A 16,065-nucleotide genomic window follows, 5' to 3' on the forward strand; every position below is an offset into this window, starting at 1 on the left:
GTGACCGTGGGTCCCTCGTCCGGGAATTTGCCGCCCGAGACAACCGGACAAGCGGAGGCAGGCGCCGGCCCTGCCTCCGGACGGTTGTCGTTCTTCTTCGCCGTGCTGCGGGCCCGGCCGGATTTTGCTCTGGGCTACGGCATCGTGCTTGCCGTCGTCCTGCTCGCCATCTTTGCACCCTGGATCGCGCCGTTCGATCCGGAGCAGGCGAATCCGATCGCCTTCCTGCAGCCGCCGGGCTGGCCTCATCTCATGGGGACCGACGCGACCGGCCTCGATATTTTTTCGCGCGTCATCTATGCGCCGCGCATCGATCTTGCCATCGCGCTCGCCGGCACGCTGGTTTCGGCCGTGGTCGGCTCGATCCTCGGCGCCGCGGCCGGCTACTACGAGACCCGGCGCGGCCTTGGCACCTTCCTGTCCGGTTTCATCATGCGCAGTTCTGACGTGCTGCAGGCATTTCCCGTCTTCGTCTTCGCCATCGCGGTGGTCGCGGTGCTGGGACAGAGCCTGCACAGCATCGTGCTGGCGGTCGCCTTCGTGAATACGCCGATCTATCTGCGCCTGATGCGCAGCCAGGTCCTGTCGGTGCGGCGTCTGCGCTATGTCGAGGCGGCCTACATCGCCGGCGTATCCGACCTTACGATCCTGACCCGGCACGTTATTCCCAACGCCATCGCGCCGGTTCTGGCGCAGCTCTCGGTCAATATAGGCTGGGCGATCCTGCTCACCTCCGCGCTGTCCTTCATCGGCGCGGGCGTGGAGGCGCCCACCCCCGAGTGGGGCAGCATGATCGCCATGGGCTACCAGAACATCATCACCGGCCATTGGTGGCCGTCGATCTTCCCCGGGCTGGCGCTTGCGGTGACCATCTTCGGCTTTTCGCTGATCGGGTCGAGCGTCGAAGTTCTGGCCGATCCTGTCCGGCGTCGCCGTCTGGCGGGCCAGATCCAGCGTCGCGGCAAGCGGAAATCCGCTCAGGCCGACGCTGGATAGGAGCGAATCATGCAGATGCTCGCCTATATCGGCCGCCGGCTCATCTTCGTAGGACCCCAGCTCGTCGGTATCCTGCTGGTCAGCTTCCTGCTTCTGAAGCTCATTCCCGGCGACCCGGCGGTGATGATGCTCGGCCCCTTCGCCACCGACGACGGCCTGGCGCGGCTGCGCAGCGAACTCGGCCTCGACCGCTCCATCTTCGAACAATTCGACATCTATCTCTGGCGCGTCATCCATGGCGATCTCGGCTCGTCCTGGCAGACCACCATGCCGGTCACGTCCGATCTGGCGCAGCGTTTCCCTGCGACCCTGGAGCTGGTGACGCTATCGCTGCTTCTGGCGCTGGCCATCGGCATGCCGCTCGGCATTGCCGGGGCACGCAACAAGACTGGCATCCTGCGCAAGATCGCCGACTACTACGGCCTCGTCGCCGGGGCCCTCCCCGATTTCTGGTTCGCGCTGGTGCTGATCTTTATTCTCTACACCATTTTGGGCGTCGCGCCGGCGCCGCTCGGCCGCATCGACTTCACCGTCATTCCGCCGCCGGACGTCACCGGCTCCCTGCTGATCGACAGTTTTATCAGCGGAAACTGGGCGGCGCTCGGCAACGCGGCGGGACATCTGGTGCTGCCGGTGCTGACGCTGGGCCTTATCAACGCGGCGCCGATCCTCAAGATGACGCAGTCGACGATGGAGCGCATGCTGGAGGCCGACTTCAGCCGTTATGCCGAAATGTGCGGCCTGCCGCCGAAGGTCGTGGCGCGCAAGGCGCTGCGCAACTCGCTGCCTTCGGTCATCACCATTGTCAGCGTGCTATACGGCTTCCTGATCGGCGGCGCGGTGCTGGTCGAAATTGTCTTCAGTTGGGGCGGAGCCGGCCAATATGCCGTGCAGGGCGTGCTGAACGCCGACCTCAACCCCGTCATGGGGTTTGTGCTCTATTCGGCGATCCTGTCGCTGGTGATCTATCTGCTGGTGGATCTGATCTATTTCGCGATCGACCCGAGGACACGCTGATGGCCACGACGTCCGCGAAGACCAGTGATGACAACGAGCCGGCTGCGATCCTGGCTTGCCGGAACGTCTCGGTCGAGTTCCCGCAATACGGTGCGGCCGCGTCTGTCGCGCTGCGCGACGTCAGCCTGAACTTGCGCGCCGGAGAAGTCCTCGGCCTCGTCGGCGAGTCCGGTTCCGGCAAGACTATGCTGGCGCGCGCCATAATGCGGCTGGTCCCACCGCCCGGCGAGATCGCGAAGGGCTCGATCCATTTCGACGGCAAGAACCTCGCGGAACTCGACCAGGAGTCCCTGCGAAAGATCCGTGGCCGCGACATCGCCATGATCATCTCCAATCCGCGCGGAGAACTAGATCCGCTTCAGACGGTCGGGCAGCAGATCGCCAGCGTGCTGCGCCATCACCTCGACCTCGACAGGAAGGTCGCTCGGGACCGCGCTCTCGATCTGCTGAAGCAGGTCAGCATTCCCGATCCGCAGCGGCGCCTGGACGCCTACCCGCACGAGCTTTCGGGCGGCATGGCGCAGCGCGTCGTCATCGCCATCGCTCTCGCCTGTTCGCCGCGCTTCATCATTTCCGACGACGCGACCAGCGGCCTCGACGTGACCGTGCAGGCCCAGGTGCTTGAGCTGATCCGCTCGCTGGTCAGCGAGCGCGGCACCTCGATGATGTTCATCACCCGCGACATCGGCATCACCGCGCATTACTGCGACCGCATCGCCATCATCTATGCCGGCGAGATCATGGAGATCGCCGAGCGCGCGGTCTTCTTCGACGATCCGCAGCATCCCTACACGGTGCTGCTGCTCGCGGCCTTCGCGCAGAACGAGCGCCTGCGCCGTTACTGGCTGGGCGAGGACAAGGCGCGCGAAAACAGCGGACCGAGCCCGGTCGGCTGCTCGTTCCAGAACCGCTGCGTCCGGGTGCGGGAGCGTTGCCGCACCGACCATCCGGCCCTGATCGAACGTCAGCCAGGACATTTGGTTCGCTGTCACTATCCGGTGGAGCGGTCATGAGCCTTCTGGAGATCCAGGATCTGGTTCAGCATTTTCCGATCGCGGGGTCGAAATCGGTCGTGCGCGCGGTGAACGAGGTGTCGTTCTCCCTGGAGAAAGGCGAGACACTGGCGCTGGTGGGCGAGTCCGGTTCCGGCAAGACCACGATCGGCCGCTGCGTGCTCGGCCTGATCCGCCCGACCGCCGGCCGCATCAGTTTTCGCGGCATCGATCTCGGCGGCAGCAAGACTGTGCGGTCGCCGGACCTGCGCGGCAAGTTGCAGCTCGTCTTCCAGGAGCCGACGGAATCGCTCAATCCCCGGCAGCGCGTCTTCGAGCAGATCGACGAGCCCCTGCGTGCGCTGAAGGTTCCGCGGCCGGATCGGGAAAAGAAGGTCCGGGAGGCGGCGCGTCGGGTCGGATTGGCGGAGGCTTTGCTCGACCGCTACCCGGCCGAGGTCAGCATGGGCCTGCAGCAGCGCGTCGGCATCGCCCGCGCCATGATATCGGACCCTGAAGTGGTGGTCCTTGACGAGCCGACATCGGCGCTCGACCCGACCGCGCGTGCAGAAATCATCGACCTGCTGATCCGCATCCAGCGCGATCTCGGCACGGCCTATCTGTTCATCAGCCACGACCTGTCGGCCGTTCGCCACATCAGCCATCGCATCGCGGTGCTTTATCTCGGCAAGATCGTCGAGCAGGGGCCGTCCGCGACGCTGTTCGCGCAGCCGTCGCATCCCTATTCGGTGGCGCTGCTGTCGTCGGTCCTGCTGCCCAATCCACGCATCAGGAGCGGCAGCAGTATCCGTCTCTCCGGCGAGATTCCCAGCCCGATCAACCTGCCGCCGGCCTGCTATCTCGCAGGGCGCTGCCCCTTGGCGATCGAGCCGTGCCGAAGCGCCATGCCGCCGGTGGAGACTGTCGCCCCCAACCACGACGTTCGCTGCTACCGGCACGGCGAGGTGGCCGGGCTCGTGCCGGATTTCGACAGTTTCGCGCGCTTCCAGAGCGAAGCCGACAGGATTTTGAGCGCCGGCGTCCCGGCGCTCTGATCGTCACAGAGGAGAGTAAGATGGGAAAACTTGACGGCAAGGTCGCGGTGATCACCGGCGGCGCCAGCGGCATCGGGCGCGGCGTGGCCAATCTGTTCGCGAGCGAGGGGGCGTCCATCGGCATCTTCGATCTGAACAGGGACAGCGCGGAAAAAGTCGCCAGGGAATGCGCGGCGCATGGCGGCAAGGTTGCCGTCGCCGGCGGAGACGTGAGCAAGGAGGCCGACGTCAAGGCCGGCCTGAAATCGCTGGTCTCCGAACTCGGCGACGTCGACATCATGGTCAACAATGCCGGCATCGACACCACGCATGAACTCGACGGCATGCCGACCGAGATGTGGGACCGCATGATCGACGTACATCTGCGCGGCACGTTCCTGTTCACGCGCGAAGTGCTGCCCGCCATGAAGCGCAAGAAATGGGGCCGCATTATCAACCTGTCGTCGCAGCTCGCGCACAAGGGCGCGCCGACCATGGTGCACTATGTGGCGGCGAAATCCGGCATCATGGGTTTTACCCGCGCGCTTGCCTACGAGGTGGCGCGCGACGGCATCACCGTGAACTGCGTCAATCCCGGCCCGATCAACACGCCGCTGCTCAACGGCCTGCCGCAGGACTGGCTGGAGCGCAAGAAAGGCGAGTTGCCCATCGGGCGCTTCGGCGAGGTCGGCGAAGTCGCGCCGGTGTTCCTGCTTCTGGCATCCGACGAGGGATCGTATTTCATCGGCGCCAGCCTCAACGTCAACGGCGGCGACTATATGATCTGAAGGGTCATCATTGATGGCGAGTCCGCGCCGGCCTGGCGGCTGGCGTACCGCAGACCGTGATCGACAAGACACTGCTGCAAAGCGCTTGCCCGACGCAAGGCACGCGCCGAACCGAACATCGGAAATCGGTGGACGGGAGCGGAAAGCGCCAGAAGCCGACATCGGGTCGTTGGCTGGCATGAACCACTACCGATTGCAGCCCCCGCCGCGCGTGCCCTGCGTTTCATCGCAGGTCTTCTTGGCGGGCACTCCTGCAGCAGGGCCGTCCGACACCGCTACCCCGAGCGAGTCGACGTGACGGCCATAGTTGTCCCGCGTGTCCTGATCGATCATCGCGACGGGAGCAGCGACCGCCAATCCGGCCGCGGTTCCGGCGACACTCGCGGCGCCGGCAGTCGCCGCCACGATCCGGTCGCCAAGTCCGACCCGGCTGTCCGTCAAGGTCTGTCCGTCCGAAAGCCGGGTGCCGATGAGTTGGACGATCTGCGGCGATTCCGCGAACTTGCTGTGACGAAGGTCGTCACCGGCCTTTATCTCTGTAAGGTCGATGACCGTTATCTTGTTGTCGGCGAGTTCTGTCTTGTAGGGCTCCTGCGTGGGGTCGATGGAGCCCAGGCGCGAGACATTGCCCCAGACCCGCTTCGACACGGCAAGGGCGCGATCGTCGCGCGAGACGAACAGGGTGAATTGCGGATGCTGCTCGCCCATGTCGGCGATCTGCGAGCGGAAGACATCGACGTCGACGTCCGGCGCGGCCAGCATGACGTTCTTGAATTTCGGCGGCAGGCGACCATTGCGGATCGCCATCTGCCGGAGCGATTCCAGCGCCAACCAGTTTCCCATGGAATGCGCGAGGACCGAGACTTCCTTGATATCCGGATCCTTGGCCAGATACTGGAACAGGTTCTCAAGGGCGTTGCGGGTGTAGTTGGTGCTTTCGCGGTCGTAGCCATAGGCGAGCAGACTGCCGCGCGAGGGCCAGGTGACCAGCACGGGGACGCTGTGCGCACCGGAGTCGTTGACGATCTGTGCGAAGCGGTAGACCGAATCCTCGAAGCGGTTGTTGAATCCGTGGATGAAGACCAGCACGCTGCGGTCCGGGCTCTTCGCTACCGATTTCTTCAGCCAGTCTTCAGCGCCTTTCCGGTCGACTTCGGCAGCCTTCAGGACGGCAAAGTCGGTCGCGGGGTTGGGTGGCAATTTCTTCGGCCAGGCCACTTCGCCGACCTTGCGGACATTGGCTGGCGGGATCGACACGGTGATTTCCGCGAACGCCGGAGCAAGCGCGCGCTCACCGCTGAACATCTCTCCGGGGTTGCCCGCCTGGCTGCGGGTGGTGGTCACCACCATCTCCACCTTGCTGGCGGAGGGCTCGGTCTCGGCGACAGGCGTCAACACGCCCCTTGGCCGACCGGCACAGCCGGACAATTGCAGTCCCGCGACAAGCAGGGCGCACGCGACAAGTCGAGCATGAAAAGGCCAATACCGGCTCATCGTCGTCCCACCAATTCCCCGTACGCGCTACTTTCCAGGCCAGTCTTTTGTAGGCACGCTTCTCGCTCGGCGCCAGATCATAGCCCAGCATTCAGCAAAGAGCCATGCGGCGTGGCGGCGACGCTGCCTACGGAACTGCATGGCACGGAAGACCCCTGCCCCATGGCGCGATCTTCGACGATGCAGTCCCGTTTCGGCCGGTGCGACCTACTTCGCCGGACCTAGATTGATGAGCTGAACCCGCCGGTTGGGCATACGGGCGCCCGACAAGCGGGCGCCCGCCCACGAAGTCACTGTGTCGTCAGGGCAGGAATGACGCTGCTCTTCACGACGGGCGGCGGGTTCCATTTGCCCGTCAGCGCGTCCGACGCTGGCGCGTAAAGCCGCATCGTCAGATTGTAGGCCCCAGCGGGCGCCGGCAGCCAGTTCCACTCCTTGTCCTTGCCGGGGCTTTCGGTCTGGAAATGGAGGTCGAGAGAGCCGTCGGCATTGTACTGAAATGGCATCCAACTGCTGACCGCGAACCGGTTGATCGAATTGGCGACCTGGAACCCCTTATTGTCGTAGAGTGTTATCGACCAGAAGGCCTGCGCCGGCGGAATCTCGCTCTTGTCGAAATGAATGACATAGTCGTTCTTGCCGTCGAGCGGCTGCCCTTCCTCGTCGACAAGGTTGAGCGGGTAGATCGCGTCCTCTGGCAGGTTGGCGCCCAGGCCCAGTTGCGCGACGATGGCGCGCTTCAGGTAGTAATTGCCATAGACACCCATCGTATCGGTGTTCATCGACCAGCCGTTCGCGACGCGGGCAAGCGACTTCACCTTCCACGCCATGAGCGCTTGGGCGTCATGCGGAGCGGTCGAGAGCGCCTTCTGCACGACCGGGTCGGCCTTGGAGAGATCGAAGCTCTTTCCCGGCTCGATGCCGATCCGCTTCATCTGCGCCAGGATAGGCTGGTCGGTGAGATGTGGCTGATGGATTTTCAACAGTTCGGCCGCATAGGCGAAATAGGCTTCGGCGGTTGCCGTGTCGACCTGGGTCTTCGGCGGCGTCTTCATGTCGATCGACGGATCGATCTTGACCTCGACGGGCTTCGGCTCCTTGCCCCACTCCGACAATGGCGTGACCTTGTAGCCGGCCTGCACCTTGTGAACGGCGTCGTAGTCCGACGGCCCGTCCGTCTTGGTCCTGCCGATGACCCAGACATGCGAGGTCGGCGCATCGATGCGCTGCGTCCCCTCCGGCAGCTTGAACTCGTCGAACTTGTCGCGCAGATCGGGCCGCCAACCGGCTGGGGCGATCAGGAAATGGCCGGCGCCGGTGCCGGTGGTCCGCCAACCGGGCGACGCGAAAACATCCGACCACATGTCGAGCATCGGCAGAAGGTAGTAGCGCCCGTTCGTGTCGGGCGCCGAAACCACAACCGGCTCCTTCGTCAGGTCGAGCCAGGCGCTGGAATAGAGCGTGTCGAAATTCGGCCGTACGACCGCCTTCATGTCCGCCGACGGGAACTCGGGAATATTGTTGAATGTGTTGGGCGGGCCGCCCATCGCGCCAGGGACGGCCTTCGTGTTAGTCAATTGCTTGCGCGTGGCGTCCATGGTGATCAGCGGATAGAAATAGACATAGGCGTCTACGCCGATTGCATGAGCCTCTTCCTCGGTGATCGCCTCGGCCGCGAATGCCGCGCCCATCGACAGTGTCGAAAGTGAAGCCGCGAGGGCGACAGCCGGCAATAGCCGGCGGATCAGGCCCCTTTGCTCGATCAAGTTCATCAATTGCATCTCACACCTCCATTCGCTTGCTTGGGTCGAAAATTGGCTTGTCCGGATCGGTCTTCGCTTCGGTCCGGTGGCCGGTCTAGTACAGAACCGCACGCCTGAACGAGCGCCTCGCGACCCCGGCATAGGACAGGGGCGTCAAGGGCATGCCGATGATGTCGATGAACACCGAAACGTCGGTTCCCTTCTCCGGCATCTCGCCACCGACGATCTTCACCGTGTAGCTGAGCTTGTCGCCGTCCAACTCCGGCTGCTCCAGGACAACCACGACCTGCCTGAGGTCGGTTCCTTCCAGAATCGAAAGATCGGCGTTCGGCGGATCGGACAGGAAACTGTCCTTGCCTTTGCTCCAGAACGGAATGAATGCGGTTGTCTTCATGTTTCCCGCGACCCGTTCGGGTCGATCCGCGAAGAACAGCGTCGTGCCGCCGATGCCTTCCAGCGTCAGTTTGCTGGTCGTCTTGTCGAAACGCATCGCCTCGGCTGTCTGCACGAACAAGAAATCCGCCATCGTTTCGGCAGCCAGGGCATTCGGCGCTTTCAGCATTCCCGCGGTCGCCGCGACGGCGGTGGCCGTCAGCAGAAGGCTGCGTCGTGTCGTCATGTTTCTCTCCCGACGGGTTCCAAAGGCAACATCGGTTGCTCGGACCTGACGTAGCGGCATTGCCTGCCGGCGCGGAAGGTAACTTACGGTATCGTGCAGACGGAATCGCGACGGTCCCGGGGGCTTAGTCCGCGACGTCGAGGCCGGCCTTCCTCAGCGAGCCAAGGAAGAAGTCCACGTCCTGGCGGCGCGCGAGGCGCATGGAAATCTCCTGCCGTGCGTTCGCGACCAGCGCCGGCGCGTTTTGCTTGAGCCAGTCGCTTTCGCGCCTGGAATCGGCCGCGTGTCCTCCTTCGCCGAAGATCGCGGCCGCGATCGCATGATAGTTCGCGTTGCTGGGAGCGCTCACCTTCCTGATCCACATCACCGCCTGCTCATTGTCGCCGCGGAAATATGAGCAAAGGGCAAGTGCCGATTCGTAATACGCGAACGGCCCCGGATTGCGCTCGCGCGCTTCCGCCACCAGGGGACATCCTTCGTCCCAATGTCCCGACAGGGCCAGACGGTATCCGTACTCGCCCAGGAGTTCGGTGTCGTTCGGGTTGATCGCCATGGCCTGCTTGCCCACCGCCAGGGCGGAGTCCACCTCTCCATTGAGATAGAGGGCAATCATTTCGGCCTGCTGGCCGCGGACGTTGAGCGGGTCGATCTCCACCGCCCGCCTTGCCGCGGTGAGCGCGCGCTCGATCTCAGACGACGACGTGGCGTCGAACGGATAGCGGTATCGGATGCCGTCTATGTAGGTCTGCGACAGAAGTCCCCATCCGGTTGCATAGTTCGGGAAACGCTCCACCGCCTTTTCCAGGCAGGCCCGCACCGCCGGATATGCCTTCGCATCGAGGTCGACACGATAGGCATAGTAGGAAAGCGTGCAGGAATAGGCGGCCCAGTCGTCGGGCGGATTGTCCACGCGAAACGCTGCGTCCGTCTGGAAGATGACGCCATAGGTCTGCGCCAGGGTCGTCGCCACCTTGCGCGCGATGTCGGCCTCGGCGTCGAGAAACTTGCCGACCTCCATGCCGCCGTCGTAGCTGTTTGCCCACAGGACGGATCCGTCGTTGCGGCTGATCAGTCGGACCCGCAGGCGGAATGCATCGGCCGAATGGCTGACGCTGCCGGCAAGGGCGAACCTCGGCGGCGCTGTCGTCCCGCCCGGTTCGGCGGCCTCGACCACGGCGATGTCCTTGAACTTGGCGAGCTGGCCGACGATCTGCTGCGTCAATCCGCCGGCGATCGCCGCGGAGGCTTCCGTTCCCGACAGATCGTCGAAACGTTCGACGAGCAGTCGCGGCACCTCGGGCGCGCCCGCTCGGAGGTTCGTCGGCACCAACTTCCATGCCAGAACGGCCAGCACGGCAACGACGGCGGCAAGGACCGCCGCCAGCGGGGCAGCGTTCCGCCGGCGCCACGGTCTGGCGTTCTGGACGGCATCGGCGGTCTGCGGGACGGCCCGGACAGCGGCAGGCTGCGGCCGCGACGAGAAGGTGGGAACGTAGGCGCCCTTCGGAATCGTGATCAGGATCGGATCGGACCGGCCCGCGGTCAGGTAGTATCGCTCGAGCGAGCGGCGCAGGTGGCCGGCCTCGATGCGAACGATCGGGTCCGTCTGGGGGTCGAAGGAAGCGTCACGGCCGAAGACCTCGACGGCGATAGAATACGCCTTGATCCGTCCGCCGCGGCCCGACAGCGTTTCCTCGACGACGTGGCCGAGGAAACGGCGTCCACGGGCGGTCGCATCGAAGTCGGCGCTTTTCACGATGCGGTCGAGTTGAGCACGACACGCCTCCGCGGAGGGATCGAATTCCCCGTCCGTCGACAATCCCGTCTGGACCACAACACCCCTCATGTGTTGACAGCGCAGGTGGCCGTCCGTGCAGTTTTTCGATCGGCAGCCAGGTTTAGACCACGTAATTTACCTGCAAATGCTGGCCCGGCGCAACGATATACGCTTATTTTGGCGGATGAATATCCCTTGGACCATTGCGGAATTTTGGATACGCCGCGGAAGACTTCGGCTCCCATCCGATGCCAGCGATCCACTCCCCGCTCAAGGCCGCGGAGTCTTCGTCGGAAGCAAACAGGTGCGGAGGCACGACATGAAAGCCGCTATTGTTCCAACCCTTCTCTGGTGCGGTCTTGCCGTAGTGCCTGCTGGCGCCGCCGACACCGTGTCCCCGATGACCCCCGAAACGCCTACCACGACCGAGGCGGGATGGACGTTCGCCGCGAGTCCCTACTTCTGGGCAGCGGGCCTCTCCGGCGAAACGTCGCAATTCGGCCTGCCTGTCGTCGAACTCGATTCAAACTTCAGCGACATTCTGGATGAACTCGATTTTGCCGCCATGGTGATCGGCGAGGCGCGTTACGAGCGCTACAGCATATTTGGCGACCTCATGTATACGAAGATATCGTCCGGCTCCGGTACGCCGCGAGGCATCGTCGCTGGCAGCGTCGACGTCACGTCCGAGACTTTTGCCGGCCTTCTCGGAGCGGGCTACTCGTCCTGGAAGGTAGCGCCGGGCATCTGGATGTCGTCGGCGGGTTCCGGGTCTGGTCGGTGGACACAGACATTTCGTTCAATGGTGGTATTCTCGACGGCGTGTCCCGCAGCGACGGCGCGACCTGGGTGGACGGGCTGGTCGGCATCCGAGGAAACTACTCGTTCACGCCCGAAATCTACTTTACCGGCTGGGGCCTGGTGGGCGCCGGCGGGGCGGACCTCGACTGGGACGTCGCCGCAGGGCTGGGCTACCGATTCAATGACCGGTTTTCGATGGTAGCCGGCTACCGCGCTCTCGGCGTCGACTACAGCGATGACGGCTTTCTCTTCGACGTGGTTCAGCAAGGTCCGATCTTCGGCCTCGTGGTCCACTTCTAGAAAGCCGGCAGGAGCCCCGACAGCGTGCAAAAAGGCCGAGGCGAAACTTGGGATGGTTCCCGGCCCCATCTCTGAAGGGTGGCGTACGTGACGCTAGGAAGCAAACTGACAGGACGGGAAGGCGGGTTTTCCGCGGCAGCCCGTCGATTTCCGCAGGCCGAGTTCGCGATCCGCAAGCTGATGAACCGCAGCGAGGCGTTCCGCGACATATGCGAGGAACTCGCCGAAGCCGAATGGGCACTCGCAAGCGTCCCGGAAACCCCCGCGGCACTGCATGAAGCCAGAAGGACCGAATGGCAGGATCTGGTGGATCGGCTGGCCGCGGAACTCGCGACCGCCCTGCGGGAAGGCCAGGCCGCTCAGAACCGTACAGGTAACGATTGTTAGCCGCACCGGCTCAAGCAGGCCGCAGCGCCAACAAGGAACTCGGCTAGGCCCGATGGGGGCGGATTCACCGGACTGAAAGAATTTCCGAAGATGGTTCTTGGATGAACCGTGGGGTGGGGAAGCCGCTGGATTCAAGCACCCAAGATCATGGCGGTTTCGGCTCAATTGGTTCATGCCACCGACACTGAATCATTTCGGTGTCGGCGGCACACATTTATCAATTCGCTTTCACGAAGATGTGTATTCTAGCGGAAGGGACGGGCTGGGAGGATTATTCAGCCAGACCCCCCTAGGGCCGCTGGCCCTGCCGCCCCACCACCCGGGCCAGCGGCCTTTCGTGCTGCCTTTGTCGGTTTCTGCCGCCGCTGCAGAGCGTGGCCGAGGCCGCGACAGGGCACACATGTGGATGGACGTGAGATTGCCGAATGCCGCCGCCAGAAAAACCTGAAGGTCGGCCTTGGATTTTGGCCGTCGGCTTCATGCTGGCGATCGCCGTCCTGACAATTGGCGTCATCTGGGCCTTGTACAGCTCGCTCTGGCAGTGAGCCGTTCGGCACGAAGTTGTCACCCATGTCCTAGGTACAAGCCGTTACCCATGTCTCCGGGCCGGACAGCCATGAGAATGGCGGAGGGAGTGGGATTCGAACCCACGGTGAACTCGCGCCCACGCCGGTTTTCAAGACCGGTGCCTTAAACCGCTCGGCCATCCCTCCAAGGATTGATTTCGTTAGCTTTTTTGGATTTCAAATCGGCCATTTTCGGGCCGCTTCTACCATTTTGCTACCGAACACCCTTTAGCTACCGGGCTTTACCGCCTTCTTGATCAACGCGTCAACTTGCTCGGCAGCGTTCGCCTGCAGGCGCTCGATTTTGGCAAGCGGATCGCCGAGGGCGCGGCCTAGCAGTGCCGCGCCGCCGAGAGGCAGGCGAGGTGAGCGCAGCCTGCTAGCTCACTACGAAGTCTGCAGCGGTCAGGGCGAGGCCCGTCGACAGGATTGCAAACTTCACGGCCGCCGCGCCGCCCAGCCCGTCGGCGTCGTAGAACAGCGAACCGGTGTTGGAGTTGTAGATGATGCGGTCGTCGGCATCGCGCGGCGCCAAGATATTGTCCTTGAAGGCGGAAGCACCGAGAGCGCCAGGGCCGAGCGCGGAAAAGATCGCGTCGTCCAGCTCGATCTGGTCGTCCGCCACGCTGAAATCCATGATGCGGTCGATGTTGTCGCCGCCGAGCGCGGTGGAGAAGCGGAACGTGTCCGAACCGCCCATGCCGAACAGCACGTCGCTGCCGCCGGCGCCGTCGAGCACGTTGGCGCCGTCATTGCCGCGCACCAGTTGCCTGATCTCGTTGCCGGTCAGGTTGACTGCATAGACCGCGTGCAGCGAGGTTGTGTTGAGGTATTCGGCGCTGACGCCGCTGGCGAGCACGAAGTTCACGCCGGCGCAGACGCGGTCGTTGCCCTCGCCGCCGATTTCAACGATCACCGCGCCGGCGTTGTAGACCGAATAGCTGTCGTTGCCGGCGCGGCCGGTCAGCGTGTCGGCCCCGCCGACGCCGCCGTCGTTGAGTTTGTTGTCGCCGCCGTCGCCGGTCAACGTGTCGGAGAAGCTGCTGCCGCGTAGATTCTCGATGCTGCTGTAAATATCGCCCTGCGCCTCTCCAGTGTTGTTGCCGGCGTTCGACAGGTCAGCAAGAACACCTGCACCAGCACGCTGGTAGCTCGCGGTGTCGATGCCCGCGCCGCCGTTAAGTGTATCGATGCCGGCCCCGCCCTCAAGCGTGTCGTTGCCAAGGTGGCCAAAGAGGCTGTCGTCATTGAGGCCGCCGATAAACTGATCACCGAAGTCTCCGCCTGAGAACGTCGCGACCCCGGCACCTCCAGAAATATCCAAATAGAGGCCGGCGTTGGACGGCGTAAGGACAGCGTTGCCCGTGTCTCTCAGCGCGAAGGTCGTCAAAGGGCCCGGCGCATAGTAAAAAACATTGTTCATGCTCACAGGCGGCAGGTTCAGATCGCCATTGATCCCCACCGCAAGGGGATTGTTGATTTCGACTGCGCTAGCCATAGTCGTTGCATCGAAGCGGAGAATGTCAGAAGAAGTCGCCGACCGGTAATCCCCATTCTGCGTGTAGCGGAATACACCTGGCATTACTAATTCTCCCATTACAGAGAAGCTCAGACGCGGAAAGCAACTGAGCTATTCCCGCGACCTTATCTCAAAATTGTAGCTTTCAGAGGAGGCGTCGACGGTCGGTCACGATACGTAAACTTGCGTGCATCGTATATCGCATCGATTGGAAAACCTTGGAATTCTTTGTCTTTTCCATGGAAATTCCAGGCGTTTTCACCTGACGATGCTGTCGGACCATACGTGATCGTGCCGAAGAGTGCCGGCGCCGACCAACGAAACCAAGCCCTCAACGGATAAGCGGCGGCTTATTTTAAAGAGGCGTCCCGCAACCAGGCCCGGCCTGTCGCCTCATACTGGAAGAACGGCTCATCGGGTGTTTGAAGGCGGCGCCCTTCGACAGTGATGAAGACGCGCCCCCGGTATCTGGTGATCCTGATCCAGTCAGATTATCACTCATCAACCGGGCTCTCGCGCGCCCTGCGCGCCGTGGGACGTCTTCTCGAGCAACGCCTCCAGCCGCGCACGTGTCGCTGCGTCCGACGCGGTATGGATGGCGAGCGTAAAATGGCCGTCGGGACCGGGAGGCCGCAGGCCCGCGAAGTCGAAATTCAAGCGGCCGGCTACGGGATGGGTCAACGCCTTGCGCCAGACCGGCGTCTCCGAAAGTTCCGCGGATTCCCACAGCCGCCTGAAATGCGGGCTTGCCGCGCAGATCTGGGCGACGAGCACCTCCATGACCGGATCGTTCGCCATCGCCGCGCCCGACAGCCGAAATTGCGCGACGATCGAGCGCGCGAGGACCGGCCATTCGGCGAAGCGCTCCTGAAGTCCTTCGTCCAGAAACAGGCGGTGGACCAGATTGGCGCCCCACTTTTCCTCGTTGTCGAGGTCGCCGAACAGGATTGCGGCGGCGCGATTGAGAGCTTTCACCTGCCAGTATCTGTTCAGGATATAGGCCGGGTGCGGCATCAAACCCGCAAGCATGGCGAGCATCACGGGCGACGGCGCCTCATGGCTACGAACGCGGTTCTTCCAATCAAGGTCCGGTCGCGCCAGTTCCAGCAGATAGGCCTGCTCCGCCCTGTCCAGCCTGAGCGCCTTGCCGATGCGGTCGAGCGCATGCAGCGAGGCGCGCACGTCGCGCCCCTGTTCCAGCCGGATATACCAGGCCGCGCTGATGCCGGCGGCCTCCGCCACCTCTTCGCGGCGCAGGCCGGGTGTGCGCCGCCGCCCGGCTGAAATCCGGCCGAGATCGGCTGGCGACCGCGCCGCCCTGCGGCTTTTCAGGAAACGCCCCAATTCGGTCCGGCGGATCTCGTCACGGTCGAGCATGATCCAGGATATCCCACGATAAGATAGAGATTTGTACCATGTTAAGACTGCCTGCACAGTCTCCCGAACGGAGGAACTGCGATGCGATTGAACAGGCGAGAACTGCTGGTTTCGGGCGTTCTGCTTGCCGGCACGGGTTCCGCTGCCGAAACAGCCAACCCGCCGAAAGGACATTCTGTGAACGCTTTCCAAAACATCCGCCAGATCGACTACACGGTGATCTTCGCAAGGGACCTGCCGCGCATGCGGGAATTCTATGAAGGCATCATGGAGTTTCCGGTGCTCCGGACACTCGGCGACGGCTGGATAGAGTTCGCAGTGGGATCGAACAGGCTCGCGCTGACCGTTCATGGGCTGATCTTCAACGATCAACCGCCAGCCGACGGAGCGCTTTCCTTGCAACTGGCTTTCCGGGTGCCGCCCGCCGAAGTGGAGAAATGCGCCGCCGCCCTGGATGCCAAAGGCGTCAAGCCGATTTCGCCAGTCACTGACCAGGCCTGGGGACACCGAACGGTGTTCTTTCGCGACCCGGACGGCAACGTGATCGAAATCTATGCTGAAATCTGAGCGGGGACGTCCACGGATGGCCGCAGGAAGTTCAAGCAGGCCGGTCCGCCCAAGATCTGCCGCGGTTG

Annotated in this window: 13 protein-coding genes, 1 tRNA gene and 1 pseudogene; 8 read left to right on the forward strand and 7 right to left on the reverse strand. The window is 63.4% G+C overall.

Going from position 1 to position 16,065, the window contains the following annotated elements; all coding sequences use genetic code 11:
- From RB623_RS24375 to RB623_RS24395, 5 genes are read left to right on the forward strand one after another with little or no spacing between them, the layout of a single operon-like run.
- Positions 1-996, forward strand: a complete 996-nt coding sequence (locus RB623_RS24375) for an ABC transporter permease (RefSeq protein WP_308059663.1) — start codon at positions 1-3, stop codon at positions 994-996.
- A 9-nt stretch (positions 997-1,005) separates the two neighbouring features.
- Positions 1,006-2,013 (forward strand): ABC transporter permease, encoded by a 1,008-nt coding sequence (locus RB623_RS24380; RefSeq protein WP_308059664.1) that lies wholly within the window; start codon positions 1,006-1,008, stop codon positions 2,011-2,013.
- Positions 2,013-3,026, forward strand: a complete 1,014-nt coding sequence (locus RB623_RS24385) for an ABC transporter ATP-binding protein (protein WP_308059665.1) — start codon at positions 2,013-2,015, stop codon at positions 3,024-3,026. Before RB623_RS24380 ends, RB623_RS24385 begins: the two co-directional genes overlap by 1 nt.
- The gene (locus tag RB623_RS24390; protein ID WP_308059666.1) at positions 3,023-4,060 is read left to right on the forward strand and encodes an oligopeptide/dipeptide ABC transporter ATP-binding protein; all 1,038 of its coding nucleotides are present in this window, start codon (positions 3,023-3,025) and stop codon (positions 4,058-4,060) included. Before RB623_RS24385 ends, RB623_RS24390 begins: the two co-directional genes overlap by 4 nt.
- A gap of 20 nt (positions 4,061-4,080) precedes the next feature.
- Complete coding sequence (locus RB623_RS24395) at positions 4,081-4,827, forward strand: SDR family NAD(P)-dependent oxidoreductase (protein WP_308059667.1); 747 nt, start codon at positions 4,081-4,083, stop codon at positions 4,825-4,827.
- A 186-nt stretch (positions 4,828-5,013) separates the two neighbouring features.
- Here RB623_RS24395 and RB623_RS24400 read toward each other — a convergent pair whose 3' ends face one another.
- From RB623_RS24400 to RB623_RS24415, 4 genes are all read right to left on the reverse strand, one after another.
- Positions 5,014-6,261, reverse strand: coding sequence for an alpha/beta hydrolase (locus RB623_RS24400; protein WP_308059732.1), 1,248 nt, complete (start codon positions 6,259-6,261; stop codon positions 5,014-5,016).
- 350 nt (positions 6,262-6,611) lie between these two features.
- Positions 6,612-8,012, reverse strand: a complete 1,401-nt coding sequence (locus tag RB623_RS24405) for a DUF1254 domain-containing protein (RefSeq protein WP_374121739.1) — start codon at positions 8,010-8,012, stop codon at positions 6,612-6,614.
- Positions 8,013-8,178: 166 nt separating this feature from the next.
- Entirely contained in the window at positions 8,179-8,703 is a 525-nt protein-coding gene (locus RB623_RS24410) for a hypothetical protein (protein ID WP_308059669.1), read from the reverse strand.
- 124 nt (positions 8,704-8,827) lie between these two features.
- Positions 8,828-10,459: a hypothetical protein gene (locus RB623_RS24415; protein WP_308059670.1), complete on the reverse strand. Its 1,632-nt coding sequence runs from the start codon at positions 10,457-10,459 to the stop codon at positions 8,828-8,830.
- A 340-nt stretch (positions 10,460-10,799) separates the two neighbouring features.
- On the opposite strand from RB623_RS24415, the pseudogene RB623_RS24420 reads away from it, so the two are divergent.
- Positions 10,800-11,581 (forward strand): annotated as a pseudogene (locus RB623_RS24420) (hypothetical protein).
- Between the two features lie 87 nt (positions 11,582-11,668).
- The gene (locus tag RB623_RS24425; RefSeq protein ID WP_308059733.1) at positions 11,669-11,968 is read left to right on the forward strand and encodes a hypothetical protein; all 300 of its coding nucleotides are present in this window, start codon (positions 11,669-11,671) and stop codon (positions 11,966-11,968) included.
- Between the two features lie 623 nt (positions 11,969-12,591).
- Here the strand turns inward: RB623_RS24425 and RB623_RS24430 are convergent.
- From RB623_RS24430 to RB623_RS24440, 3 genes are all read right to left on the reverse strand, one after another.
- Positions 12,592-12,681: transfer RNA gene (locus tag RB623_RS24430), tRNA-Ser, on the reverse strand.
- Positions 12,682-12,913: 232 nt separating this feature from the next.
- Positions 12,914-14,032: a calcium-binding protein gene (locus RB623_RS24435; protein ID WP_308059671.1), complete on the reverse strand. Its 1,119-nt coding sequence runs from the start codon at positions 14,030-14,032 to the stop codon at positions 12,914-12,916.
- Between the two features lie 522 nt (positions 14,033-14,554).
- Positions 14,555-15,430 (reverse strand): helix-turn-helix transcriptional regulator, encoded by an 876-nt coding sequence (locus tag RB623_RS24440; RefSeq protein ID WP_308059672.1) that lies wholly within the window; start codon positions 15,428-15,430, stop codon positions 14,555-14,557.
- Between the two features lie 81 nt (positions 15,431-15,511).
- Between RB623_RS24440 and RB623_RS24445 the strand changes: the two genes are divergently transcribed.
- On the forward strand, positions 15,512-15,997 hold the full coding sequence (locus tag RB623_RS24445; RefSeq protein ID WP_308059673.1) for a VOC family protein: 486 nt from the start codon (positions 15,512-15,514) through the stop codon (positions 15,995-15,997).
- The last annotated feature ends 68 nt before the right edge of the window (positions 15,998-16,065 follow it).

It is taken from the genome of Mesorhizobium sp. LHD-90 (assembly GCF_030929505.1).
Taxonomy (GTDB): domain Bacteria; phylum Pseudomonadota; class Alphaproteobacteria; order Rhizobiales; family Rhizobiaceae; genus Kumtagia.

Coding starts and splice junctions, on each gene's coding strand:
- RB623_RS24440 (WP_308059672.1), bottom strand. CDS start 15,430: ATGCTCGACCGTGACGAGATCCGCCGGACCGAATTGGGGCGTTTCCTG.
- RB623_RS24390 (WP_308059666.1), top strand. CDS start 3,023: ATGAGCCTTCTGGAGATCCAGGATCTGGTTCAGCATTTTCCGATCGCG.
- RB623_RS24405 (WP_374121739.1), bottom strand. CDS start 8,012: ATGGGCGCGGCATTCGCGGCCGAGGCGATCACCGAGGAAGAGGCTCAT.
- RB623_RS24380 (WP_308059664.1), top strand. CDS start 1,006: ATGCAGATGCTCGCCTATATCGGCCGCCGGCTCATCTTCGTAGGACCC.
- RB623_RS24395 (WP_308059667.1), top strand. CDS start 4,081: ATGGGAAAACTTGACGGCAAGGTCGCGGTGATCACCGGCGGCGCCAGC.
- RB623_RS24435 (WP_308059671.1), bottom strand. CDS start 14,032: ATGGCTAGCGCAGTCGAAATCAACAATCCCCTTGCGGTGGGGATCAAT.
- RB623_RS24445 (WP_308059673.1), top strand. CDS start 15,512: ATGCGATTGAACAGGCGAGAACTGCTGGTTTCGGGCGTTCTGCTTGCC.
- RB623_RS24410 (WP_308059669.1), bottom strand. CDS start 8,703: ATGACGACACGACGCAGCCTTCTGCTGACGGCCACCGCCGTCGCGGCG.
- RB623_RS24385 (WP_308059665.1), top strand. CDS start 2,013: ATGGCCACGACGTCCGCGAAGACCAGTGATGACAACGAGCCGGCTGCG.